At 68.9% G+C, this 23131-nt stretch carries 18 protein-coding genes; 14 read left to right on the top strand and 4 right to left on the bottom strand.

Annotated elements, in window-relative coordinates:
* Positions 1 to 35 precede the first annotated feature (35 nt).
* The 10 genes from ACYVKR_RS16655 to ACYVKR_RS16610 all read left to right on the top strand — a co-directional run bounded on the left by ACYVKR_RS16655 (position 36) and on the right by ACYVKR_RS16610 (position 13998).
* Positions 36 to 3401, top strand: a complete 3366-nt coding sequence (locus ACYVKR_RS16655) for a mechanosensitive ion channel domain-containing protein (RefSeq protein ID WP_460482058.1) — start codon at positions 36 to 38, stop codon at positions 3399 to 3401.
* Positions 3402 to 3403: 2 nt separating this feature from the next.
* Positions 3404 to 4384 (top strand): Bug family tripartite tricarboxylate transporter substrate binding protein, encoded by a 981-nt coding sequence (locus ACYVKR_RS16650; protein WP_460482057.1) that lies wholly within the window; start codon positions 3404 to 3406, stop codon positions 4382 to 4384.
* A 232-nt stretch (positions 4385 to 4616) separates the two neighbouring features.
* Positions 4617 to 5981, top strand: coding sequence for a glycosyltransferase family 2 protein (locus tag ACYVKR_RS16645; protein WP_460482056.1), 1365 nt, complete (start codon positions 4617 to 4619; stop codon positions 5979 to 5981).
* The gene (locus tag ACYVKR_RS16640) at positions 5978 to 6931 is read left to right on the top strand and encodes a bactofilin family protein (RefSeq protein ID WP_460482055.1); all 954 of its coding nucleotides are present in this window, start codon (positions 5978 to 5980) and stop codon (positions 6929 to 6931) included. The genes ACYVKR_RS16645 and ACYVKR_RS16640 overlap by 4 nt, the downstream gene beginning before the upstream one ends.
* Positions 6928 to 7923 (top strand): hypothetical protein, encoded by a 996-nt coding sequence (locus ACYVKR_RS16635; RefSeq protein ID WP_460482054.1) that lies wholly within the window; start codon positions 6928 to 6930, stop codon positions 7921 to 7923. The genes ACYVKR_RS16640 and ACYVKR_RS16635 overlap by 4 nt, the downstream gene beginning before the upstream one ends.
* Positions 7920 to 9809 (top strand): polysaccharide deacetylase family protein, encoded by a 1890-nt coding sequence (locus ACYVKR_RS16630; RefSeq protein WP_460482053.1) that lies wholly within the window; start codon positions 7920 to 7922, stop codon positions 9807 to 9809. Before ACYVKR_RS16635 ends, ACYVKR_RS16630 begins: the two co-directional genes overlap by 4 nt.
* Positions 9806 to 10984, top strand: coding sequence for a UDP-N-acetyl glucosamine 2-epimerase (gene wecB, locus ACYVKR_RS16625; protein ID WP_460482052.1), 1179 nt, complete (start codon positions 9806 to 9808; stop codon positions 10982 to 10984). Before ACYVKR_RS16630 ends, wecB begins: the two co-directional genes overlap by 4 nt.
* Positions 10981 to 11790 carry a YaiO family outer membrane beta-barrel protein gene (locus ACYVKR_RS16620; protein WP_460482051.1) on the top strand — a complete coding sequence of 270 codons (810 nt, stop codon included), beginning with the start codon at positions 10981 to 10983 and terminating at the stop codon, positions 11788 to 11790. Before wecB ends, ACYVKR_RS16620 begins: the two co-directional genes overlap by 4 nt.
* Positions 11791 to 11802: 12 nt before the next feature.
* Positions 11803 to 12576, top strand: coding sequence for a hypothetical protein (locus ACYVKR_RS16615; protein ID WP_460482050.1), 774 nt, complete (start codon positions 11803 to 11805; stop codon positions 12574 to 12576).
* Between the two features lie 111 nt (positions 12577 to 12687).
* Positions 12688 to 13998 (top strand): Glu/Leu/Phe/Val family dehydrogenase, encoded by a 1311-nt coding sequence (locus ACYVKR_RS16610; protein WP_460482049.1) that lies wholly within the window; start codon positions 12688 to 12690, stop codon positions 13996 to 13998.
* A 59-nt stretch (positions 13999 to 14057) separates the two neighbouring features.
* Here ACYVKR_RS16610 and uraD read toward each other — a convergent pair whose 3' ends face one another.
* Positions 14058 to 14591, bottom strand: coding sequence for a 2-oxo-4-hydroxy-4-carboxy-5-ureidoimidazoline decarboxylase (uraD, locus tag ACYVKR_RS16605; protein WP_460482048.1), 534 nt, complete (start codon positions 14589 to 14591; stop codon positions 14058 to 14060).
* Between the two features lie 117 nt (positions 14592 to 14708).
* On the bottom strand, positions 14709 to 15638 hold the full coding sequence (locus tag ACYVKR_RS16600; protein WP_460482047.1) for a LysR family transcriptional regulator: 930 nt from the start codon (positions 15636 to 15638) through the stop codon (positions 14709 to 14711).
* A gap of 166 nt (positions 15639 to 15804) precedes the next feature.
* Between ACYVKR_RS16600 and ACYVKR_RS16595 the strand changes: the two genes are divergently transcribed.
* From ACYVKR_RS16595 to ACYVKR_RS16580, 4 genes are all read left to right on the top strand, one after another.
* Positions 15805 to 17142: an MFS transporter gene (locus tag ACYVKR_RS16595; RefSeq protein ID WP_460482046.1), complete on the top strand. Its 1338-nt coding sequence runs from the start codon at positions 15805 to 15807 to the stop codon at positions 17140 to 17142.
* A 22-nt stretch (positions 17143 to 17164) separates the two neighbouring features.
* Complete coding sequence (locus ACYVKR_RS16590) at positions 17165 to 17683, top strand: hydroxyisourate hydrolase (RefSeq protein WP_460482045.1); 519 nt, start codon at positions 17165 to 17167, stop codon at positions 17681 to 17683.
* A gap of 51 nt (positions 17684 to 17734) precedes the next feature.
* Complete coding sequence (gene uraH / locus ACYVKR_RS16585; RefSeq protein ID WP_460482044.1) at positions 17735 to 18070, top strand: hydroxyisourate hydrolase; 336 nt, start codon at positions 17735 to 17737, stop codon at positions 18068 to 18070.
* 79 nt (positions 18071 to 18149) lie between these two features.
* Complete coding sequence (locus ACYVKR_RS16580; RefSeq protein ID WP_460482043.1) at positions 18150 to 18632, top strand: nucleoside deaminase; 483 nt, start codon at positions 18150 to 18152, stop codon at positions 18630 to 18632.
* Positions 18633 to 18692: 60 nt separating this feature from the next.
* Here the strand turns inward: ACYVKR_RS16580 and ACYVKR_RS16575 are convergent, their stop codons facing one another.
* Complete coding sequence (locus ACYVKR_RS16575; protein ID WP_460482042.1) at positions 18693 to 21761, bottom strand: amidohydrolase family protein; 3069 nt, start codon at positions 21759 to 21761, stop codon at positions 18693 to 18695.
* 286 nt (positions 21762 to 22047) lie between these two features.
* On the bottom strand, positions 22048 to 22950 hold the full coding sequence (locus ACYVKR_RS16570; protein ID WP_460482041.1) for a hypothetical protein: 903 nt from the start codon (positions 22948 to 22950) through the stop codon (positions 22048 to 22050).
* Between the last annotated feature and the right edge of the window lie 181 nt (positions 22951 to 23131).

Below are 23131 nucleotides of genomic sequence, written 5' to 3'. Positions count from 1 at the left end.
ACCTTGCCCTGCTGCCGATGCACGCCTTCCGGACTTTGATTGCCGCCCTTGCGCGCCGCCTCGGGCCCGCGGCGCTGTGCCTGCTGTTGCCGCTGCTGGCAGCCGCGGCCGAGGCGCCCGCCGTGCCGACCTCGCCCGCGGGCGCCCTGGGCGTGCTGCGCGCCAACCTGGGCAGCAGCAAGCTCGACGACGACCGGCGCAACGCCGTCCAGGCCCAGGTGGACGCGGCCGAGACCGCCACCAAGGAGGCCGACGCGCTGGCGCAGGAGCTGGACCGCCTGCGCGCCCGGGCGCAATCGCCCGCCCCCGCGCTGCCCGCGCCGCTGAACGACGAAGAGGCCGGCAGCCTGCTGCAGCGCTGGCAGGAGCGCATCCCCGCCAGCGCCGGCATGGACGTGCTCGAACGCCTGCTGGCCGACGAGCGCGAGGCCATCGCGGCGCTGAAGACCAGCATCGAGAAGACCGCGGCCGACCAGGCCAACCTGGTGTCGCAACCCGGCCCGGGCCGCACCGACCTGGCCACGCTGCGCCTGCGCGTGCAGGAGAGCGCCGAGGCCGTGACCGCCGAGCCCGGCGAGCCCGCCGCGCTCACCCAGGCCCGCCAGCTGCGGCGCCGCGCCGAGCACCGCCGCGCCCAGCTCGAACTGGCCGTGCGCCAGGAAGAGCAATCCACCACCGAGGCCCGCCAGCGCCTGCTCGATGCCCAGCTGCAGGCGCAGCGCCGCGAGCTGCTGGAGCGCACGCCGCGCGTGGCCTGGCTGAACCAGCGCATCGCCGCGCGCAGCCGCCAGCAGCTGGAGCTGCAGGCGCGGCAGGCGGTTGACGCCGCCGCCCAGGCCGACCCGGCCAACCGTGACCTGGCGCAGCAGAACGCCCGCATCGCCGCCCAGATCCTGGACTACACCAACCGCCTGGCCCAGGAGCGCCAGAGCCTGGCCAGCGACGAGTACCGCCGCGACCAGCTCGCCTCGGCGCTGCGCGACACCCAGGCCCGCCTGCGCCTGGGCGGCACCGGCGCCACCGTCGGCCAGTGGCTGTGGAAGCAGCGCGTGGCCCTGCCCACGGACAACGCCGTCAAGGCCCGGCGCAAGGAGTTGCAGCGCCACCTGGCCGAGCTGCGCCTGGCGGTGTTCAACTCCAGCGAATCGCGCTTCGGCCTCAACGGCACGGCCGCGGCCGCTACAGATGGCGCCGTGCCGGTCCCCGCGGAGGCGGACAGCGCCGGCATCGCCGCCCAGCGGGCCGGGCTGATGAACCGGCAGCTCGCGCTGATCGACCAGCTGCAGCCGGTGCTGCTGCGCCGCATCGCGGTGCTGGAGCAGACCGACGACATGCTGCAGTCGGCGCTGCGCAGCAGCAGCGCGCTGCTGCAGGTGATGGACAAGGAGTTGCTGTGGTTCCCCAGCCACCGGGCCATGGACGGCACCTGGCTGCGCGAATGGCGCACCACGCTGCCAGGCGGGTCGGCCGCGACAGGCGCCTCGCCCTGGGCGACGGCCCGCGCGCTCGGCGCCAGCATGCAGCAGGACCCCTGGGCCTACAGCGCCATCGGCGCGGTCGTGGCCCTGCTGCTCGGCCTGCGCCGCTATGCCTCGCGCCAGCTGCACGCCATCGCGCTGCGCGTGGGCAATTTCGCGCAGGACCATTTCGGCCTGAGCCTGATCGCGCTAGGCTGGAGCCTGCTGTATGCCCTGCCCTGGAGCTTTGCCACGGCCGGCCTCGGCGGGCTGATGCAGGCCTCGGAAACCCACGGCGTGGCGCTGGAGCCACTGGGCCGCACGCTGGAGCAGCTGAGCGACTTCATCTTCGTCGCGACGCTGCTCAACGCGCTGTTCCGCCCCGGCGGGCTGGCGCTGGCCCACTTCGGCTGGGCGCCCGAGCGCGTGCAGGCGCTGCGCCAGCTGGTGCGCCGCGCCACCTTGCTGATCGTGCCCACCGAGCTGCTGGGCGGCCTGGCCTTCTTCAGCCATGACGACATCGCCATCAGCACCTGGGGTCGATTGTCCATCCTGGTGCTGTCGCTGGGCCTGGGCTGGATGGCCTGGAGCCATTTCCGGCGCAGCGCGGCGCAACGCCAGGGCTTCCACTGGGCCCATTTGCTGAACGGGCTGCTGGTGCTGCTGCTGGCCGGCGTGGCGGCCGGCATCGTGCTGGGCTATGTGTATACCGCCACCGAAGTCATCCAGGCGCTGCTGGGCAGCTTCGTGTTCCTCGCGGCCTCCGAGGTGGTGGTCAGCCTGCTGCGGCGCTGGCTGCTGCTGGGCGAGCGGCGCCTGGCGCTGAACCGGCTGCGCGAGGCGGCCACGCAGGCCCAGAGCATCGGCGCGGCGGACACGGGCAAGCCGCCGCCGGACGAGGCCAGCCAGATGGCCCTGGTCACGGTGAGCACGCAGGCGCACCGGCTGCTGGGCCTGCTCCAGCGGGTGCTGGTGGTGCTGAGCCTGGCCTATGCCTGGTCGCGGGTGCTGCCCGCGCTGCTGCGCTTCGAGGGCGTGGTGCTCTGGTACACGACCAATACCGGCGCCGACGGCGTGGGCCACACCGCGCCGGTGAGCCTGATGGACGTGCTGCTGGGCGTGCTGATCCTGCTGCTCACCTTCAGCCTGGCGCGCAACCTGCCCGGGCTGATGGAGGTGGCGCTGTCCGCGTCGCTGCGCTTCAGCCACTCCGCACGCTACACCGCCGCCACGCTGGCGCGCTACGTCATCACCATCGCCGGCACGATCAGCGCCTTTGCGCTGCTGGGCCTGCGCTGGGGCCAACTGCAGTGGATGGCCGCGGCGCTGACCGTGGGCCTGGGCTTCGGCCTGCAGGAGATCTTCGCCAACTTCGTCTCGGGGCTGATCCTGCTGGTGGAGCGGCCCTTCCGCGTGGGCGACGTCATCACCATCAACACGCTGGACGGCACGGTCACCCGCATCCGCACCCGCGCCACCACGGTGCTGGACTTCGACAACAAGGAAATCGTCATCCCCAACAAGACCTTCATCACCGGCCAGGTGACGAACTGGACGCTGAGCGACGACGTCACCCGCCTGGTGATCGAGGTGGGCGTAGCCCACGGCAGCGATTCGGAACAGGTGCGCGACCTGCTGCTGGCCGTGGCCCGCGAGCACCCGCGGGTGCTGCGCGAGCCCGAGGCGAACTGCTGGTTCATGGCGTTGGAAGGCAGCGGCCAGCGCTTCGAGCTGCGCGCCTACGTGGGCTCGGTGGCCGACCGGCTGCAGGTGCGCCATGACCTCAACCGCCGCATCAACGACAGGCTGGCGGCCGCCGGCATCGCCATCGCCTTCCCGCAGCTGGACCTGCATGTGCGCGACCTGCCGCCGGACGCGGCGCACCCCTCCACCCCATCCGACGCGGCGCCCAGGCACCGCGCCCTTCCCCCGAAAGCATCCTGACCATGCAACGACGCCACTTCCTCTCCCTCGGCGGCAGCGCCGCGCTCGCCGCCGCGCCCTGGCCGGCGCTGGCCCAGTCCGGCGGCCACTGGCCGGCCAAGCCGGTCCGCATCGTCATCCCGTATGTGGCGGGCGGCGTCACCGACAGCGTGGGCCGCCGGCTGTGCGACCAGCTGGCCAAGGCCCTGGGCCAGCCGCTGGTGGTGGACAACAAGGCCGGCGCCGGCGGCACGCTGGGCATGGCCGAGGTGGCGCGCGCCCAGCCCGACGGCTACACGCTGGCGCTCAGCGCCATCAGTCCGGTCACGCTGTCGCCGCACCTGATGAAGCTGCCCTACGACCCGCTCAAGGACATCGCCGCCGTCGCGCCGATGATGTACTCGCCGGTCTATGTGCTGGCCACGCCGGCCTTCACCGGCAAGAGCTGGGACGACCTGATCGCCCAGGCACGGGCCAAGCCGGACAGCATCCGCTTCGCCACCTCGGGCATAGGCTCGGTGGGGCACATCATGCTGGAGCAGATCCAGGCCAGGCTGGGGGTGCGGATGATCCACGTGCCCTACAAGGGCGTGGGCCAGACGGTGAACGACGCCGCGGGCGGGCATTTCGAGATCATGCTCGGCAACCCATTCGGCACCATCAACGGCCTGCTGCAGCAGGGTACGCTGCGCCTGCTGGCCACCACCGGGCCGCAGCGCGCGCCCAACCAGCCGCAGGCCGCCACGCTGGCCGAGCTGGGCGTGCCCGAGGCCAACCTGACCTCGCTGTTCGGCTTCATGGCGCCGGGCAAGACGCCGCCAGCCATCATCGGCCAGCTGGTCCAGGCCATCCATGCCCAGCTGCAGCAGGACGATATCCGGCAGCTGATGCGCAGCACCGACAACGTACCCCTGCAGCTGGGCGCGCAGGAATTCGCCCAGCTGCTGCGCGACGAAAGCCGCAACAACGCCGCCATCATCGAGAAGGCGAATATCCGACTCTGAGCCGCTGCAGGCGTCGCCCGGGAAAGCCCTGCGAGCGACGGGTTCACACTTTCAATATCTGTCAAACAATGTCTTGAGACTATCAAATTCACTGCATAGATTGATAAAATAAGTCTATCGATTACGCTTTTACGATTGCATTCGCCATCGGCAGCCTATCGATGCTCTCTGTCCTGCCGTGAATGCGATCCTGACCTCTGTCGCCCTGCGACACCGTGCCCTGGCTGCAGCCTTGTTCGCAGCTCCCGCCCTGGCCCAGGCTGCCGACGGGTCCAGCTCCAGGCTCTGGTCCTGGCTGCTGAGCGGCTGCATGGCCGGCCTGCTGCTCATCGTGGCGCTGGAAGCGCTGTACACGCTACGCCACTATGTCTTCACCTTCCACCGGCTGTTTGCCAGGCAGCGCCCCCTCTACGCCGGCATCGAGCAGGCCCATTGGCCCCACGTCACCGTCTTCATCGCCGCGCACAACGAAGAGGCCGTGATCGCCGGCTGCATCGAGGCCCTGCTGCAGGTGGACTACCCGCGGGACCGCCTGGTCATCATGCCGGTCAACGACCGCTCCAGCGACGGCACGCGCCAGATCATCGACCGCTACGCCAGCGCCCATCCCGGCCGGCTGCACCCGTTCCACCGCCAAGATGGCCCGCCCGGCAAGGCGGCGGCGCTGGCCGATGCCACCGCGCTGGCCCAGCGCCAGGGCCAGTCCGAGCTGATCATCATCTTCGATGCGGATTACCTGCCCGGAAAGCAACTCATCAAGCAGCTGGCGGCCCCGTTCCTGGACCCCGAGATCGGCGCCGTCATGGGCCGCGTGGTACCGCAGAACGCCGGCGTCAACCTGCTGACGCGGCTGCTGGACCTGGAGCGCGCCGGCGGCTACCAGGTGGACCAGCAGGCGCGCTACAACATGGGTGCGGTGGCCCAGTACGGCGGCACGGTGGGCGGCATACGGCTGAGCGCCCTGCAGGACGTGGGCGGCTGGACCCCCGAGGTGCTGGCCGAAGACACCGACCTGACCTACCGCCTGCTGCTGCAGGGCTGGCAGATGGCCTACCTGGGCTATGCCGAATGCTACGAAGAGGTGCCCGAGAGCTGGGCCGTGCGCTTTCGGCAGATCGGCCGCTGGGCCAAGGGCCACAACCAGGTGCTCACCAAGCTGGGGCACCGCATGGTGACCCGCCCGGGCCTGCGCTGGACGGCGCGCATCGATGGCATCGCGCTGCTGGGCGTGTTCCTGATGTCGCCGCTGCTGCTGCTGGGCTGGCTGCTGGCGCTGGTGCTGACCACCACCGGCTATGGCCTCAGCACCGATGTCAACATCGCGCTGCTGATGCTGCTGGTCACCGCCGGCTTTGCCTGCGTCGGCAATTTCGCGGCCTTCTTCGAGGTGGCGGCCGCCGTGCACCTGGACGGCCACCGGCGCAGGCTGCGCCTGCTGCCGCTGCTGCTGACCGGCTTCGTGGTCAGCATGATCGCCGTCTCCAAGGCCACCGTCGATGGCCTGGTGCTGGACCGGCTGCTGCGCCGCCAGTTCAAGTGGGACAAGACCGTGCGCTACCGCCAGGGCGCGCTCCCCGCCCTCCGCCCTGCGCCATGAACGCCTCCACCGATTCGCCGCTGTTCGGCGCCCTCTGGCTGCTGGCCACGGCCCTGGTCTTCCTGGCGCCGCTCATCCCCTCGCTGCGCGAGCTGTTCTCGCGCAGCGATGCGGGCGCGCTGGACATCGACCACCTGGACAATGGCCGCACCGACTATGCCGCGCAGTCCGTGCGGGAGCAGCTGCCGTCGCTGGAGGACCTGCCCCAGGCCGCCGGCTGGCCGCGCACGGCCACCGGCCTGCCCATCGTGCCGCCCGGGCACGAGCGCCTGATGGCCCAGGCCTCGCAGCCACTGGTGCTCGCACCCCATGCGGGCGCCCACACCCTGGTTTCCAGCGCCACGGTCTACCTGCGGGCCCACAGCCGGGTCGAACGCATCCTCCATGCCCGCAGCATCCGCAGCCGCGGCCCCGTGGACCTGGCCTCCCGGACCAGCGCCGACGGCCATGTCACGCTCTCGCCCGGCACGCGCTTCGAGCGCCTCTCCGCCGCCTGCATCTGCAGCCTACCGCTGCGGCGCGAAGGCCGCATGCGGGCCGCCGGCCCGGCCAGCGGCATCCCCCTCACGGTGGCGCACCGCCGCCACGACGGCGACCTGCGCATTCCCGCAGGGGCCACGGTGCAGGGCGGCCTGGTGGTGACTGGGGACCTGTACCTGGAAGACGGCGTCGTCGTCATCGGCCATGTCAAGGTGCATGGCAGCGCCACCCTGGGCCGGGAGGCCAGCGTGCGCGGCGCCCTGTTTGCGCTGCAGGCCATTCACACCGAGGGCGACAACCATATCGACGGGCCGCTGTGCGCCGGGCAGGCCCTGCGCCTGGGCACCGGCAGCCGCGTGGGCAGCCCGGCCATTCCCTGCAGCGTGTCCTCGTGGTCCATGGAGATGGGCGCCTCGGTACGCATCTACGGAAGCCTGTCGACAGTGCGTGGCGGCGAGGTGCTGCCATGAAGCTGCGCGCCCCCCGCCTCCGCGCCGTCGGCGCCGGTGTCGCCGCCATGGCCCTGCATGCCGCGGGCCAGGCCGCATCGCCGCCGCCCCTGCAGGATTTCGGCACCGGCGACGGCGCGTACTACACCACCGTCGGCGGCCAGCAGGTGGACCCGTACTTCGTCAACAAGGGCTTCATCATCGCGATGCAGGCCGGCGCCCCTTTGCAGGCGGAATTCCTGCTGTGGCTGCGCTGGCTGCTACCGCGCCAGCGCAGTGACGGCGGTTTCGACCGGTACTGCCGACGCGAAGGCCAGGGCTGGAACAGCTGCATGAAGGCCGATGCCGATGACTCCATGGCCGCGACCACGATGCAGATGCTGACGCTGGCGCTGCAAAAGCGCTGGGTGCCCGACGAGCAGCGCGCCGCCACGCGCCGGGCCATCGACAGGGCCTCTGGATTGCTGGCATCGCTGCTCAATACCCGCACCCAGATCTACCGGGTGTTTGCCGATGCCGAGGTGTACTACCTCATGGACAACGCCGAAGTCTATGAAGGCCTGCGCGCGGTCGGCGCCGCCGCCAGCGCCAACCAGCTGGCTGCCGCCATCCGCCGGCAGTTCCTGAATGGAACGCAGTGGAAGCCGGCCATCCCCGAATACACCGCGCCGCAGTTCTACCCCCACACGCTGGCCAGCACCTACCTGTGGAGCACCAGCGTGCTGCCGCGGGAGGAATCCGCTGCGATGGCGGCCCAGTGGCTGGCGCAGCACGGCAACACCTGGCTGAGCCGCAGCGGCGACCGGTTTGCCTGGGGCCTGGTGGCCTGGCAGATCCACCGCGACGCGCCCCTGCAGGCCGCCTGCTGGCGGGCATCGCTGCGCCCCTTCGACCCCGCCATCGGCTGGACCGTGCTCGATGCCCTGGTCGACCAGTCGCTGGCCTCCCGCCATATCAGCCGCCAGTGCGCACTGGCGGCCATGCCGGCGCCGCGGCCCACTGCCGCGCCATGAAAGCTTCCGCTGTGTTCCGGCCCTGGACCGTGGCCCTGGTCCTGGTGGCAACGGTGCTGGGGGCCACGGCATGGCACCAGGCGGCAAGCGTGCGGGCCAGCCAGGTCTATGCCGCAGTCACCCTGCTCATCCCCGACACCATGCGCGCCGATGCGCCGGAGGTACGCATCTGGACCGACGCGGCCAGCGAGCGCGGCGTGCGGCTGCATCCGCTGCGCGCCAGCGAGTGGATGCGGGGCGTCAACTATGGTGCCCCCGCCGCGCGACAGTCCGTCATCGTGCCGGACACCTTCCACCGGGAAATGCCCGACGCCCTGGTGCAGACCATCTACCGCGTCGTCGAATCGGGCGGCAACGCCATGGTGGTGCACGATGCGGGCCTGCTGACCGAGCGCGGCTTCTACCATGCCGGGTCGTCGCGCTTCTCGGACCTGCTGGGCGTGCGCTACGGCGACTTCGACCGCTGGAAGGAGCAGCTGTCGCACTACAGCGAGATCCGCGGCGCACCCGCCACGCTGGAACAACTGGGTATCCCGCCAGGGCGCTACCTCGACGCCGCTGCCGCGACCCGGCTCACCTCCATCGCCCGCACGGTCCTGCAGCAGCCGGACCCCTTGTTTCCCGCCTTCGTGGCCGGCTACAGCCACGACTCCCAGCGCTTCGCCGTGCTGCGGGCCGAGCCGGCCGGTGCACCCACGGTGCTGCTGTCGTCGGGCAGCGGCGACGTGGTGGCCAGCCTGCAGGTCCGCGGCCGGGGCAAGGCGGTGTTCGTGAACCTGCCGCTGACCTACTTGGTGGAGCGCACCGACGGCATCTTCCTGCATGGGTTCCTGCGCTATTTCGCCAGCGAGATCGCGGGCCAGCCCCTGCTGCTGGCGGCACCGAACGGGATCGGCGCACTGGCCCTGAACTGGCACAACGACGACGGGCAGGCCATACGCTTCCTGCACACGCTGCAGCAGGCAGGCATCTTCGACCACGGCCACCAGTCCATGCACTTCACCGCCGGCCCCGACGTGAACCGCCAGGGCGACGGCATGGGCATGGACCTGGATCGCAACCCCGATGCCCAGGCCATGATCGCCCGCCTGCGCGAGCAGGGCCACACCATCGGCAACCATGGCGGCTGGATGCACAACTACTTCGGCCATTCCGCCCATGACGGCAATGGCGAGGCATTCGCGCCGCTGCTGGACCTGAACAATGCCGCGGTCACCCGCGCCAACGGCGGCCAGCAGCCGCGGGAATATTCCGCGCCCATGGGCAACCAGCCGCTCTGGGTGTACGACTGGTTCTCGCGCAACGGCATCGAGGTCTACTACACCTCGGCCAACGTGGGCATGCCGCCCACCCGGCTGTGGATGGGCAAGCGCCGCATGGGCAGTGCCTGGTCCTTCCCGGTGCTGACCTACGGGCAGGTGGCCTCTGCGGAAGAAGCCTCGTTCCAGGACATGCCCATCGCCGAGTTCGATGCCTGGCTGCAGCAGATCGCCCGCTTCATCGAGCAGCAGCGCGCCGTGCGCCTGAGCTACTTCCACCCGATCGGCGCGGTGATGTACCTGCCCGCCATCAAGCACTACATCGACACGGTGCAGCGCTGCGCGGATCGCCGCCAGTGCCAGTTCATCTCCATGACCGAGGCGGCCGAATTCCTGAGCCGCCGCGAACAGGCGCAATGGTCCCTGCGTGCCGTCGGCGACAGCGATGAACTGTCGGCACACCACCCCACCTCGCTCGAGACCCTGACCTGGAGCATCCCCCGATCCCGCTATGCCGCCGTGCACGTGATCAGCGGCCAGGCCACCATCGAAGAAAGCCCCACATCCTGGCTGGTCCGCGTTCAGCGCGGCCGGGAACTCTCCCTGCAACTCCGTCGACCATCATGACTTCGTTTTCCTCACCCCTGGTGGTGGCCATCATGGGCACCCGCCCGGAAATCATCAAGATGGCGCCCGTCGTCCTGGCGCTGCGCGCTCAGGGCCTGAACACCCTGGTGCTGCACACCGGCCAGCACGAGGAGATGGCCTGGCCGCTGTATGCGTTCTTCGGCATCCCGCCGCAGGAAGTCATCCAGCTCCAGCGGGCCGTCAACACCCTGTCCGCGCTGGCCGGCGAACTGGTCTCCGAGATCGGCGCCGTGCTGTCGCGCCTGCAACCGTCGACCGTGCTGGTGCATGGCGACACCAGCAGCGCCGCGATGGGTGCGCTGGCGGCGGCGTTCCTGCGCATTCCCGTGGGCCATGTCGAGGCGGGGCTGCGCTCGGGCCGCATCGACGAGCCCTTCCCCGAGGAGATCAACCGCTCGCTGATCGGGCGGGTCGCGCAGTGGCATTTCGCCCCCACGGACCAGGCCAGGAACAACCTGCGCTGGGAAAACGTGCCCGGCAATATCTCGGTGGTGGGCAATACCGTGGTCGATGCGGTGCAGCATGCCTCTCGCCATGTGCGCCAGCAACGCCAGCAGGGCACCCCGATTGCCAACCCCGACTATCAGTGGTTCCTGGGCAGCGGCGCGGCCAGGCTGGTCCTGGTCACCGCGCACCGGCGCGAGAACTGGGGCCAGCCCATGGAACAGATCGCCGCCGCGGTGCGCGAGCTGCTGGCGCAATGCCCCGATGCCGCCGTGGTGTGGCCGGTGCATCTGAACCCTCTGGTTCAGCAGGCCGTGCGCGGCGCGCATGCCGCCAGCCCGCCGGACATCCAGCGCCGCTGGCGCCTGACCGCGCCGCTGGACTACCCGCCCATGGTGGAGCTGATGGATGCATGCCAGTTGCTGCTCACCGACTCGGGCGGCATCCAGGAAGAAGCGCTGTCGCTGGGCAAGCTCCTGCTGGTGATGCGGGATGTCACCGAGCGCCCGGAAGTCATCCACTGCGGCGGCGGCATGCTTGTGGGCGCCGATCCCCAGCGCATCGTGGCTGCGGCGAAGGCCGCCCTGGACACCGGCCGGCTGCCGCAGGCCAAGCCGCCCGCCGCCGAGAACCCGTTTGGCGACGGCACCAGCGGCACGCAGATCGCCATGGCCATCGCACGCCATGTGCAGGCCCCGCCCAACCCATGATCCATCGCCTCCTCCACCTTCCCGCCGTGGCCATGCTGCTCAGCGCCACGGCCGCAGCGGTAGCCGATCCGGCCGCCCCCGACAGCGCGGTGCATGGCCGCGTCGAGGCCGGCCTGGGCTACGCGGCGCTCAACGGCGGCAACCGCAACTGGAACGACGAGTATGTGCGCGGCCATGTCGGGCTGAAGCCCGGCACCACGCTGAACTGGGACCTGGCCAGCCAGAGCCACTTCGGGCAACGCGGCACCGTGGGCGCGCTGTCGCTCACCCAGGACCTTTCGCCCGTCTGGTACATGGGGGTGGGCGCGAGCAGCGGCAGCGCCGGCTTCCACAACAAGTACCGCGCGGACCTGTCCCTCTACCGCAAGTGGACCGATACGCAGCAGTGGGTCACCGGCCTGGCGCTGATGAAGTCCGCCAGCCGCGATGGCATCCACCGCGACACCGGACTCACCGCCTCGCTGGCGTATTACTCCACCCGGGCCTGGGTCGCCGAGGGCGGCGTGGTCTACAACCGCTCCAGCCCGGGATCGGTCGACGGCTTCCGCGGCTATGGCGCCATCACGCTGGGAACCGAGAAGCAGCACTACTTCGTCGCCCGCATCGACCACGGCAAGGAGGCCTATCTGCCGCTGGGTGCGATGGCCGGTGGCGGCAACCATGTCGGCTTCCAATCCACCGAGCTCACGCTGCAGTGGCGCCAGTGGCTCGCGCGGGACTGGGGCTACACCATCGGCGGCCAGCTGTATCGCAATCCGTACTACCGCCGCGTGGGTGTCACTGCCGCGGTCTTTCTCGACTTCTGAGCAGGCCGAGCCATGCATCCATTGCCCCTCACCCGCCAGCACCGCGGCCTGCGAAGCTACCAGTGGACCTGGCAGCATGCGATGCGCCTGGCATTGCTGCTGTGCCTCTTCTGGCTGCTGCTCTGGTGGGGCCTGCCCCACATCGTCCGGGGCTGGGCCGAACTGCTGGGCTGGGCCTGGCCCCGCCTCGGCCTGGGGCCAGCGGACGCGGTGCAACTCAAGACGCTGGTCTCGCTGGGCATTCCGGTCGAGGTGGTGCGCACCCGATTTTTCACGCCCGCGCCCAACCTGCTGCAATGGTGGCTGGGCGCCAGTGTCTCGGTGGCGCTGCTCGCGGCGTCGTGGCAACTCTCGCGCGAACGGCTGCCCTTGATCTACGGGCTGCGCATCGTCGGCTTTCTGGGCCTGTTCAGCCTGCTGGCCTATGAGTACCTGTCCGCCCAGGCCGTCAGCGATGCCAACCGGCTGCTGGCCGACAACATGCTGGACATCGGGCTGGCGATGCTGTGGCTGCTGCCTGCGGTGCACGCGTTCGTGCTCTATATCTTTCCCATGCCCATGCTCACCAAGGCCCTGGCTACCCTGAGCGGGCTGGTCTTCATCGCCGTCAGCATCCCGCTGCAGGCGGCTTCGCTGGCCTGGCTGGCCAGCGAGTGCAGCGTGGTGGTGGCCGTGCCGCTGTACATGCTGTGCACCTTCCTGCCCCAGGTGGTGAGCCAACTGGGCATCTACGGGTTCTTCATGAGCCTGGCCCCCGCTCCCCGCGGGAGCACATCCGTTATGTGAATATTGTATACACAACTATGCATTAAATGCATTACATGCAGATCATCCGGCCTTGGACAAGCGCAGGCGGCAGATTTAAGCTGTGCGTACCTCTTCAAACATGTGGATACCATGACGTCCTCTGCCACCCCCGGCGCCGCCGGCGCCCAGCATTCCCTGCCCTCGTACCTGCAGGCTGACCACCTCGGCCCCTGGGGCATCTACCTGCAGCAGGTGGATCGCGTGACGCCCTACCTGGGCCACCTGGCGCGCTGGGTCGAAACGCTCAAGCGCCCCAAGCGCATCCTGATCGTGGACGTGCCGATCGAAATGGACAACGGCACCATCGCCCACTATGAAGGCTACCGTGTGCAGCACAACCTGAGCCGCGGCCCCGGCAAGGGCGGCGTGCGCTTCCACCAGGACGTGACGCTGTCCGAAGTGATGGCCCTGTCGGCCTGGATGTCGGTGAAGAACGCCGCGGTCAACGTCCCCTACGGCGGCGCCAAGGGCGGTATCCGCGTCGACCCCAAGACCCTGTCGCGCAGCGAACTCGAGCGCCTGACGCGCCGCTACACCAGCGAGATCGGCCTGCTGATCGGCCCCTCCAAGGACATTCCCGCCCCCGACGTGAACACCAACGGCCAGATCATGGCCTGGATGATGGACACCTACTCGATGAACGTGGGCGCCACCGCCACCGGCGTCGTCACCGGCAAGCCGGTGGACCTGGGCGGCTCGCTGGGCCGCGTCGAGGCGACCGGCCGCGGCGTGTTCACCGTGGGCGTGGAAGCTGCCAAGCTCACCGGCCTGCCGGTGGAGGGCGCGCGAGTGGCCGTCCAGGGCTTTGGCAACGTGGGCGGTATCGCCGGCAAGCTGTTTGCCGAGGCCGGCGCCAAGGTGGTGGCCGTGCAGGACCACACCGGCACCATCTACAACGCCAAGGGCTTCGACGTGCCTGCCCTGCTGGCACATGTGGCGGCCAAGGGCGGCGTGGGCGGCTTTGCCGGCGGCGAGGCCATGGACGCCAAGGATTTCTGGGGCGTGGACTGCGAGATCCTGATCCCGGCCGCACTCGAAGGCCAGATCACCAAGGACAATGCCGGCCAGATCAAGGCCAAGCTGGTGATCGAGGGCGCCAACGGCCCCACGACCCCCGAGGCCGACGACATCCTCAGCGACAAGGGTGTGCTGGTGCTGCCCGACGTGATCGCCAACGCCGGCGGCGTGACGGTGAGCTACTTCGAATGGGTGCAGGACTTCTCCAGCTTCTTCTGGAGCGAGGACGAGATCAACGCCCGCCTGGTACGCATCATGCAAGAGGCCTTCGCGTCCATCTGGCAGGTGGCCCAGCAGCACGGCGTGACGCTGCGCACCGCGACCTTCATCGTGGCCTGCCAGCGCATGCTGCACGCCCGCGAGATGCGCGGCCTGTACCCATAAAGCGCAGCCTTCTTGCCTGCCCACAAAAAAAGCCGCGGATCGCGGCTTTTTTATTGGGTTCAGGCGGCTTGCACGCGTTGCTGCAGGCGCAGTCCGGTGATGAAGCCGATCTGGCGCAGCGCCTCGCCCAACTCGTTGTCGGTGTCGCGCTCCGAGCGCGAGGTCAGTTCAGCGAACAGGCCAATCCGCGTGTAGTGGCGCACGCAGGCGATGAACGGGAAGCCGTGCTTGCTGCGGTAGGCTTGGTTCAGCGTGGTCAGGCGGTCGGCCTGGTCGGCCGGGAGGTCGCCCAGGCCAGCGCCCTGCTGCTCCTGCTGCGAATCGCTCGTCAGGGTGCCTGCATGCACCGCATGCGCCGACAGCTCCGGGTGGCCGCACAGGAAGCGCACCACCTGCTCGCGCGGGCTGGCGTGCACCACGGCCATCATGCGGCGGTGCATGTCCTGCACGCTGGCGAAGGGACGCTGCTCCCAGGCGGCTTCGGCCACCCAGGGGGCGTACTCGAATACTTCGCCCAGGGCGGCGACAAAGTCCTCACGCTCCATGGCGTTGAGGGCGGTGAGGGTCAGGGGAGTGGTTGCAGTGGTCGTCATGCAGCCAGTGTAGGGAGCGGTCTCGCGCCTTTCCCAGTGGCGAATTGTTATAGCCCGTATAACAGGTCTGCAGGGCGCACCGGCCCTGCGGGTTAACCATGAATGCCCGGCACCCTCTCAGGCCGCGACGAGCGTCTGCGCCGCCGCCGTCAGCACGCTGCGCAGCCAGGTGTGCGATGCGGCCCGGTGCTGCGACGCATGCCACAGCAGGTAGAAGCGCATGGAGCGGGGGCCCATCGGCAGCGGCACGATGCGCAGCGGCAGCCGCCTCGCGTGGTAGGCCGCGAAATGGCGGCCCGTGGTCATCAGCAGGTCGGTGCCCATCAGCAGGTCGGGAGCCAGCCCAAAATACGAGCACTGCACCCGTCGGTCGCGGCTGACGCGCATGGTGCCCAGGCTGGACTCGACCACGCCACGCTGGGCGATGGAGTAGGGCGTGGGCACGATGTGCGCGCCCTGCAGGTAGCGCTCCGGCGTCAGCTCGCCGGGCTCGGCCCAGGGGTGGCTGGCGTCCATCAGGCAGACGATCTCGTCCTCCAGCAGCGTGGACATGTGCAGGTGCTCGGGCGGGTTGGGCCAGTTGCCGATCACGACGTCGATCTCGCCGCTTTGCAGCGCCTGCTCGTAGTCGAAGTGCGGCCCCAGCGGCAGCACCACCAGGCGGGCACCCGGGGCCTCGGTCCGCAAGGTCTGCGTCACCCGAGCCAGGAACGGCGGCGCCAGGTAGTCGGGCGTGGCAATGGTGAAGCGCAGCTGGGTGGTCTGCGGCGCAAACGACTTGCCGGCGTTGACCATGCCGTCGATCAGGTCCAGCGCCGCCCGGGCCTGGTCGGCCGCCAGCAGCGCGCGCGCGGTGGGCACCATGCGGTTCTTTTCGCGCACCAGCAGCGGGTCGCCAAACAGCAGCCGCAGGCGCCGGAGCGCCGCACTGATCGCCGGTTGCGACTGGTCCAATCGGATCGCCGCCCGCGATACGCTTTGCTCGCTGATCAGCGTGCACAGCACCCGCAGCAGGTAGGTATCGAACGCATCTTCGTTTCGTGACAAACGTATTCCTCCGCCGCCTTGCACGCCCACCCCGCAGCCTGCCTTCGGCGGGGTATATGCGCTTTGCTATTCAGTCTATAGATATTGCGCAGTTTCTTTCCGGGGGGCAAGCCGCGACCATGCCGGAGTGAAAACGCAGATAACCGTTGGAGACAAGGATCACATTATGAGTGCTCAAACCATGCAGACCGTCGGCACACCGGCGGCCGACGACCAGGTGAATGCCACCTATTCCAAGATTTCGTGGCGCCTGCTGCCATTCCTCGGCGTGCTGTGGGTGCTGGCCTGGCTGGACCGGGTGAACATCGGCTTCGCCAAGCTGCAGATGCTGGACGACCTGAAGTTCAGCGAGGCCGTCTACGGCCTGGGCGCCGGCATCTTCTTCCTGGGCTACTTCTTCTTCGAAGTGCCGTCGAACATGCTGCTGCAGAAAATCGGCGCCAAGAAGACGGTGATGCGCATCACCATCGGCTGGGGCCTCATCTGCATCCTGCAGGCCTGGGTCAGCACACCGACCCAGTTCTACATCCTGCGATTCCTGCTGGGTGCATTCGAAGCCGGCTTCTACCCCGGCATCATCCTGTACCTGACCTACTGGTACCCCTCCAAGCGCCGCGCCAAGGCCTTCGGCACCTTCATGTCGGCCTCGGCGATCGCCGGCGTTCTCGGCGGCCCGCTGGCCGGCGGCATCATGACCTGGACGGCAGGCCTGCATGGCATGCACGGCTGGCAGTGGCTGTTCATCATTGAGGGCATTCCCTCGGTGCTGGCCGGCATCTTCGCCTACTACTACATGACGGACCGCCCCGAGCAGGCCCACTGGCTCACCGATGCGGACCGCGCCATCGTGCGCCAGCAACTCGAGATCGACCAGAAGGCCCAGGGCGACCGCGACAGCGACTGGCGCACCCTGTTCAGCAACCCGATGGTGTGGCTGCTGATCGCCGTCTTCTTCTGCCTGCTGTGCGCCAACTCCACCCTGACCTTCTGGATCCCCACCGTGATCCGTGAAGCCGGCTTCACCTCCCCCATGCAAGTGGGCTGGATCGCCGGTGCTGCCTACCTGCTCGGCGCGGCCGGCATGATCATCAACGGCCGCCATTCGGACCACCGCGGCGAGGTGCGCTGGCACTTTGCGGGCTCGGCCTTGCTGGGTGCCGTGGGTATGCTGGCGCTGGCCATCACCATGGGCATGAGCAGCATTCCCGTGCTGTTCGCCCTGAGCGCCATGGTCCTGGCCCTGGTCGGCACGATGAGCGCCATTCCCGTGTTCTGGCAGATGCCCAACATGCTGCTGAGCGGCGGCGCTGCCGCGGTGGGCGTGGCGCTGATCAACTCGGTGGCCAACCTGGCAGGCTTCGGTGCCCCCTACCTGATGGGCGTGATCAAGGCCTCGACCGGCAAGGTCGCCCCGGGCCTGTACATGGTGGCGGTCGTGGAAGCGCTGGCGGCCGTCCTGGCCATCGCCTTCATCGCCCGCATCCAGCGCCGCAAGAGCAACTAAGAAGCAAGCAGGAGACATGAGCATGCAACCCACCAAACCGCTGGCGCCCTCGCGCAGGCAATTCGCCCTCTCCGGCATGGCGCTCGGCGCCTCGGCCCTGGCCGCCGCGCGCGGCGCGATGGCCGCTGACGCCCCGGCGCCGGCCGCACCGGCCCAGAGCAGCGGCCCCATCTCGCTGCATGGCGTGAGCCCGCGCCTGACGGTGCACACCATCGACACCTTCCACGGCATGGCCGCCACCGGCCTGCGCATCGACTTCTCCCGTTTCGACGGCGAGGCCTATGCACTGGTGCGCTCCTTCACCATCAACGCCAACGGCCGTGCCGACGAGCCGCTGCTGATCGACGACAGCTACCGCGCCGGCCGCTACGAGCTGCTGCTGCACGTGGACGACTATTTCGCCGCCAAGGGTGCCAAGCTGCCGCGCCCGCCGTTCCTCTCGAAGCTGCCGGTGCGCTTCCTGATCTCCAACGTCTCGGAGCGCATCCACCTGCCGATCCAGTTCGGCCCCTGGAGCTACACCTACTCGCGTGGCAGCTGATAGCAGCCCCGACCTAGACAGCTCTATCGCAACCCCATCGAAAGGCACGCCATGGCAGGCATCAGCACCCATGTACTCAACCTCACCAACGGCCGCCCCATCAGCGGCATGCGGGTGGAACTCTACGACGTCGCGCAGAAGCCCCCCGTGCGCATCAACGCCACGCGCACCAACGCCGATGGCCGCACCGACGCACCCATGATGGCCGCGGCTGCGGCCCGCACCGGCGACTTCGAACTGCGCTTCTATGTGGGCGAGCATTTCAAGGAGCCCACCGCGCTGTCGGACGAAGTGCTGGTGCGCTTCTCCATCTTCGACGCAGCCCAGCACTACCACGTGCCCATGCTGTGCTCGCCGTGGTTCTTCAACACCTACCGCGGCAGTTGATTCCACCTCGCGACTTGCGCCCGGCAGGCCTCGGCCTGCCGGGCGCAAGCCTTGTTTCTTTACCTAGGAGAATGACCCGATGAGCAACGACAACGACGCCGGCAAGTACCTGCTCGAATCCATCCGCCTGGCCATGGGCAACGTCAAGGACCGCCAGCAGGCCACCTGGCCGTTTGGCGCCGTGCTGGTCAAGGATGGCCAGGTGCTGGCCCGTGCCGTCAACCAGGTGGACGACCTCTGCGACCCCTCGGCCCACGCCGAGATGCAGGCCGTGCGCGCCGCCGCCAAGGCCCAGGGCCACACCGACCTGAGCGGCGCGGTGGTCTACGCCAGCGGCTATCCCTGCACCATGTGCTACACGGCCATGCTGCTGGCCGGCGTGAAAACGGTGTACTACGCCTACTCCAACGAAGACGGCGAACCCTTCGACCTGTCGGCCGCCCGCGGCTACAACGAACTCGCCAAGGCACCCGAGGCACGCGAGATGCAACTGGTCTCGCTGCCCGTGCGCGACGAGGGCGAAGACCTCTACGAAGCCTGGCAGAAGAAGGTAGCGCAGTAAGCGCCACGGCTTACTGCCTCCCGAAAGCGGCCCGCACTGGGCCGCTTTTGCTTTCTGCGCTCAATGCGCGTGGGCCAACGCGCCGCAAGCGTGCGCATCCTTGCTGCACATGCGCTGGTAAGCCAGGATGGCCCGCTTGCGCTGCGCCACCGCTGCCGGCTTGCGGAACGGCGTGAGGATCTCGTCGAGCGAGTAGCTCACGCCATTCTTCACCACGTAGCGCACATCGGCCGCCGCCTTCAGGTCCTGCAGCGGATTGCCGTTGACGATCGTCAGATCGGCCAGCTTGCCCACTTCCACCGTGCCCAGGTCCTTGTCAAGCATGCTCATCCTGGCGGCATTGATGGTCACGTTCTGCAGCGCCTGCACGTTGGAGCTGGCCAGCGCCGCGGCACGCAGGTTGGTGTGCAGCGCAATGCCTGGCGCCACCAGCGGCGTGTCGGTGCCGATCGCCAGCAGGCCGCCGGCGCGCTGCACCTTGGCCGACTGCTCGGCATCGCGGCGGATGCCGGCCATGGTGGCGGCATCGGGCGCCTTGGTGCTTTCCAGGCCGGCGATGAAGTTCGGCGGCGTCAGCAGCTTGTGGCGGTCATCGCCGATCAGCGCCGGGTCCGCGCCCACCAGCGCGAGCGAGGAGAACAGCGTGTCCACCACATGGAAGTCGGCCTTGGCGTGCAGGTCGTAGGCGTCCTGGTAGGTGATCAGCCCGGTGAAGGACTTGGCCCAGCCGTAGCCCATGCGCTGCGTCGCCGACAGGTGCGTGGTGCCGCCGATGCCCGCCGCCGCGCCCGGCGACAGCATGTGCGTGCCGGTGGGAATGCCGGTGTCCAGCGCGGCCTGCGCGATCTTGGTCATGATCGGGATCGGCGCGCGCACATAGGACTTCAGGTAGTCCACGCCCATCGCCGTGGCCTTGGCGATCTCCAGGTCGGCCACCTCCGGCGTGCGCAGCGTGCGCGCGAAGCTGTAGAAGAGGCGGTTGCCTTCCCACAGCGGCGGCGACGCGAACACCCGTGGCCCCAGCAGGTTGCCCGCGTCCAGCGCCTCGCGCATCTCGATGCTCTGGTGCAGTGGCCCGGCCACCGATTGCGTGGAGGTGATGCCGTAGGCCAGCATGGCCGCCGACACCTGGCCGTACTGGCCGCCCTGGTACAGCGTGAGTGGGTGGAAGTGCGGGTCCCACAGGCCGGGGATCACCGTCAGCTTCGAGGCGTCGACGAACTTCACGTTCGGGTCGGTGGCCGAGGCCGGGTCGTGCGCGCGGACCGCCTTGATGCGGTTGGCCTCGATCACGATGTCGACGTTGCTCTGCAGCTCGGCGTCCTTGCCGCTCCAGAGCTGGCCGGCGTGCACCACCGTGGTCTTGGGCGCCACCGCTTGCTTCCACGCCAGGGTGATCGGCACCTCGGCCGCGCCCGAGCCATCGGCGCGGATGGTCTTCAGCTTCTCGGTGGCCTTGTACAGGATGGTGTTGGAATCGCCGGCCCATGAGGGCAGGTCGGCCGCCTCCTGCGTGATGGCCACCGCCTTGCCATCGGGCGAGCCGTTGGGCTTGAGCCGCATCACGTGCAGCAGCGAGTCCATGATGAAGGCGACCTTGGTGCCGTCGGGCGACACCGCGGCCGCGCCTTCCTCGCGGTCGGAGATCTGCTGCGGCGCCTCGGCCACCGGGTAGAAGGTGCCGGTCTTGCTGGCCACGTCGATCACGCGCAGCTTGTTGTAGCCCTCGCGGAAGCGGTTGTTCATGCGCTCGTTGTCGACCACGATGATCTGTTTGCCGTCGGGCGTCCACGAGGGCGTGCTGACCTGCCAGGCGATGGCGTCCACCACCTTCTCGCCGCTGCCTCCGCCGCCGGCATTCACCACTTCGATGGTGCCCGACCCGGTGCTGTAGGCGATGCGCGAGCCGTCGGGCGACATCTTCGGCGTCACCATCGACTTGGCATCGGCTGCGGCCAGCCGCGTGCGCGCCTTGCTCGCGATGTCGACCTTGTCGATGGCCAGCGCGCCGCCGTTGTTCTTCTCGGTCGAGAAGTAAACCGCCGTGCCGTCGGGCGTGAACTGCGGACTGCCATCGCGGTCCTTGTCGTTCGTGAGGCGCACCGGCGCCTCGCCGATCTTCATCACCCACACGTCGTTGAGCGCGACGAAGGCCACGGACTTGCCGTCGGGCGAGATCACCGGACCGCTGATACCGCGCACCGGCTGATCGCCCAACTGGTCGAAGCCGCGGTCGCGGCTCTTGGTGAAGACCGGGCGGCGCATCTCCAGCGTGGCACTGAAGGGCACTTCGGCCAGGCCGTCGCCGCTGGCGTTGCGGATCTTGATCTTGCCGTCCGCGGTGTACATGAAGCGGCCATCGGCCATCCAGCGCACCGGGAACGGAAAGAAATCCTCGTTCGGCGCCACGTCCTTGCCCCGCACGCTCAGCGCCCGGGTCGCGGTCTGGAAGGCCACCGCGCTGCTGTCGGGCAGCCAGGACGGCATGGTGCCGGGGCCGACCAGCTTGGCCGCATCGGCGCTGCCCAGGGCCTTGGTGAAGACGCGGTTGGTGTCGACGAAGGCCAGTTGCTTGCCGTCGGGCGAGACCACCGGGTTGCTCTCGGCTCCCGGGCCCTGCGTCAACACGGTGTACTGGCCCGAGGCGATGTCCACGCGCCAGGTCTTGTACTGCCCGTCCTGGCTGCGGTCGGAGGCAAAGACCAGCGACCTGCCATCAGGTGCCCAGGCCGGCTCGCGGTCGTCGAAGGGGCCCTTGGTGATGCGCGTGAGGTCGGCGCCATTGGGCCTGATGGTCCAGAGGTGGTAGTTGCCCTCCACATCGTAGTTCTGGAAAGCGATGGTGCTGCCGTCGGGCGCCCACACCGGTGCGGTCGGCTCCATCTGCCAGCCCGTCAGGCGCGTCGCCTTGCCGCCGGCGATGGGGATGATCCACAGCGCGCCCTGCGCGGTGAACGCCACGCGCTTGCCGTCGGGCGAAGGCGCGGCCGCCATGTTGGTGCCTTCGTGGAACTCGAGGCTCACGTCCTTCGTCGAGCCGCGCAGCGTGTTCATCGTCTGCACCGGCATCACGGGCGGATCGTCGCTGCCGCCTCCGCCACCGCAGGCCGTGGCCAGCAGCGAGGCCATGGCCGCCGCGAACCAGGTGGTGCGCGGCGGCCTTAACGATTTATTACCAAAAACCCAGGGGAAAGATGCTGCCTGATGCGAACCGCAGGGGCGTGGCGAAGCCTGCCCGGCCTGGCGCTTGTGCATGGGGTTGTCTCCTGTTGAATGTTGTTGCTTCGCTGCCGTAAGAGGCTGCGGCGGCGTCCTTGGGTCGACGCCCGATTCACTCTCAACAGGATTGCTTACAAACTGCTTACTGCCTGCGCCGTGGTGTAACGGCAGTAGCAGACACCGCCAACCGCCAGCCTCAGCGCCCGGCCTGCTTGCGCTCCCGGGCCGCGGTCAGCGCGGCGCGCAGGGCGTCGTCGCCGCTGGCCTGCCCCGTGGCATCCACCGGCTGCTGGCGCAGCAGGCCCGTGATCTTGCCGTTGCCCGTCATCAGCCGCTGCGCATAGAGCGCGCCGATGCTGCGGTCGTTGACATTGCTCCAGTCGCCCTCGCCCTGGTTCACGCTGTAGCTCATCCAGTAGTCGCGCACCGCTTCGCCCGAGGTGCCGCTGCGCATCTTCACGCACAGCACCCGGCCCGCATCGCCGCCCACCACCTGCTGCTCGCAGGTGTACTGGCCGGTGGCCGACACCACGATGCCGTTGCCCGACGGCGTGCCCGGCGCCACGCGCACCAGCTCCACCGTGTCGTACTCCACCGTGCCGTTCTCCCAGGCCGAGACGAAGCTCCACAGGCCCAGCAGGCTCTCCGCCGCGGCCGGGTAGCCGAACTGGTAGCGCTTGATCGGCTTTTCCGGCTCGCCCGGCAGCGTGATGAAGCCGTCGGTGCCGCTGGTGAAGCGCAGCCGCACATTGCCCGGGCTGCCGCTCTCGGTGCCCGACAGGTCGCCGCTGCCCAGGTAGCGGCCACCCACATAGCGGCCCAGCCGGGCATCGACGATGATCTGCTCGTCCACCGTGCCCGGGCCCGCCGGCACATAGGCCACCGGCGCCGAGGCCATGTAGAACGTGGGCTGGCCGTTCTGCTCGTAGGCGTACATCTGCATCACCAGGGTGTCGTTCTGCATGTCGATGGCCAGGCCGCGCCCCGGCTTGCCGTTGAGTTCCGACGACACCACCCAGGTCCCGGCCTGCGGCACGAAGGCCTGGGCCGCGCCGCTGAGGGCCAGGCAGGCCATCCAGATCATCCATTGCTTGCGCATGTTCAGCACTCCTGTGGTTGCAGCTGCATGCCGCCATGATGCGCCGATCGGGCGCAAAAATGACAACAGCATGTGAGGTGTGCGGTTTTTTGCAGCCGGACGGGAACGGCGGCGAAAGGGCAACCGGTTGCAATGTCCTACACGGAACTGCCATGCGGCCATGGTAAAAAAGGGAACCCCG

This window comes from Comamonas humi (assembly GCF_054782535.1).
The sequence above is the reverse complement of the archived record's forward strand: the minus strand, read 5'-3'. Positions and strand labels throughout refer to the sequence as shown.

Coding starts and splice junctions, on each gene's coding strand:
- ACYVKR_RS16650 (WP_460482057.1), top strand. CDS start 3,404: ATGCAACGACGCCACTTCCTCTCCCTCGGCGGCAGCGCCGCGCTCGCC.
- ACYVKR_RS16640 (WP_460482055.1), top strand. CDS start 5,978: ATGAACGCCTCCACCGATTCGCCGCTGTTCGGCGCCCTCTGGCTGCTG.
- ACYVKR_RS16635 (WP_460482054.1), top strand. CDS start 6,928: ATGAAGCTGCGCGCCCCCCGCCTCCGCGCCGTCGGCGCCGGTGTCGCC.
- ACYVKR_RS16630 (WP_460482053.1), top strand. CDS start 7,920: ATGAAAGCTTCCGCTGTGTTCCGGCCCTGGACCGTGGCCCTGGTCCTG.
- wecB (WP_460482052.1), top strand. CDS start 9,806: ATGACTTCGTTTTCCTCACCCCTGGTGGTGGCCATCATGGGCACCCGC.
- ACYVKR_RS16620 (WP_460482051.1), top strand. CDS start 10,981: ATGATCCATCGCCTCCTCCACCTTCCCGCCGTGGCCATGCTGCTCAGC.
- ACYVKR_RS16615 (WP_460482050.1), top strand. CDS start 11,803: ATGCATCCATTGCCCCTCACCCGCCAGCACCGCGGCCTGCGAAGCTAC.
- ACYVKR_RS16610 (WP_460482049.1), top strand. CDS start 12,688: ATGACGTCCTCTGCCACCCCCGGCGCCGCCGGCGCCCAGCATTCCCTG.
- uraD (WP_460482048.1), bottom strand. CDS start 14,591: ATGACGACCACTGCAACCACTCCCCTGACCCTCACCGCCCTCAACGCC.
- ACYVKR_RS16595 (WP_460482046.1), top strand. CDS start 15,805: ATGAGTGCTCAAACCATGCAGACCGTCGGCACACCGGCGGCCGACGAC.
- ACYVKR_RS16590 (WP_460482045.1), top strand. CDS start 17,165: ATGCAACCCACCAAACCGCTGGCGCCCTCGCGCAGGCAATTCGCCCTC.
- uraH (WP_460482044.1), top strand. CDS start 17,735: ATGGCAGGCATCAGCACCCATGTACTCAACCTCACCAACGGCCGCCCC.
- ACYVKR_RS16580 (WP_460482043.1), top strand. CDS start 18,150: ATGAGCAACGACAACGACGCCGGCAAGTACCTGCTCGAATCCATCCGC.
- ACYVKR_RS16575 (WP_460482042.1), bottom strand. CDS start 21,761: ATGGCCTCGCTGCTGGCCACGGCCTGCGGTGGCGGAGGCGGCAGCGAC.
- ACYVKR_RS16570 (WP_460482041.1), bottom strand. CDS start 22,950: ATGCGCAAGCAATGGATGATCTGGATGGCCTGCCTGGCCCTCAGCGGC.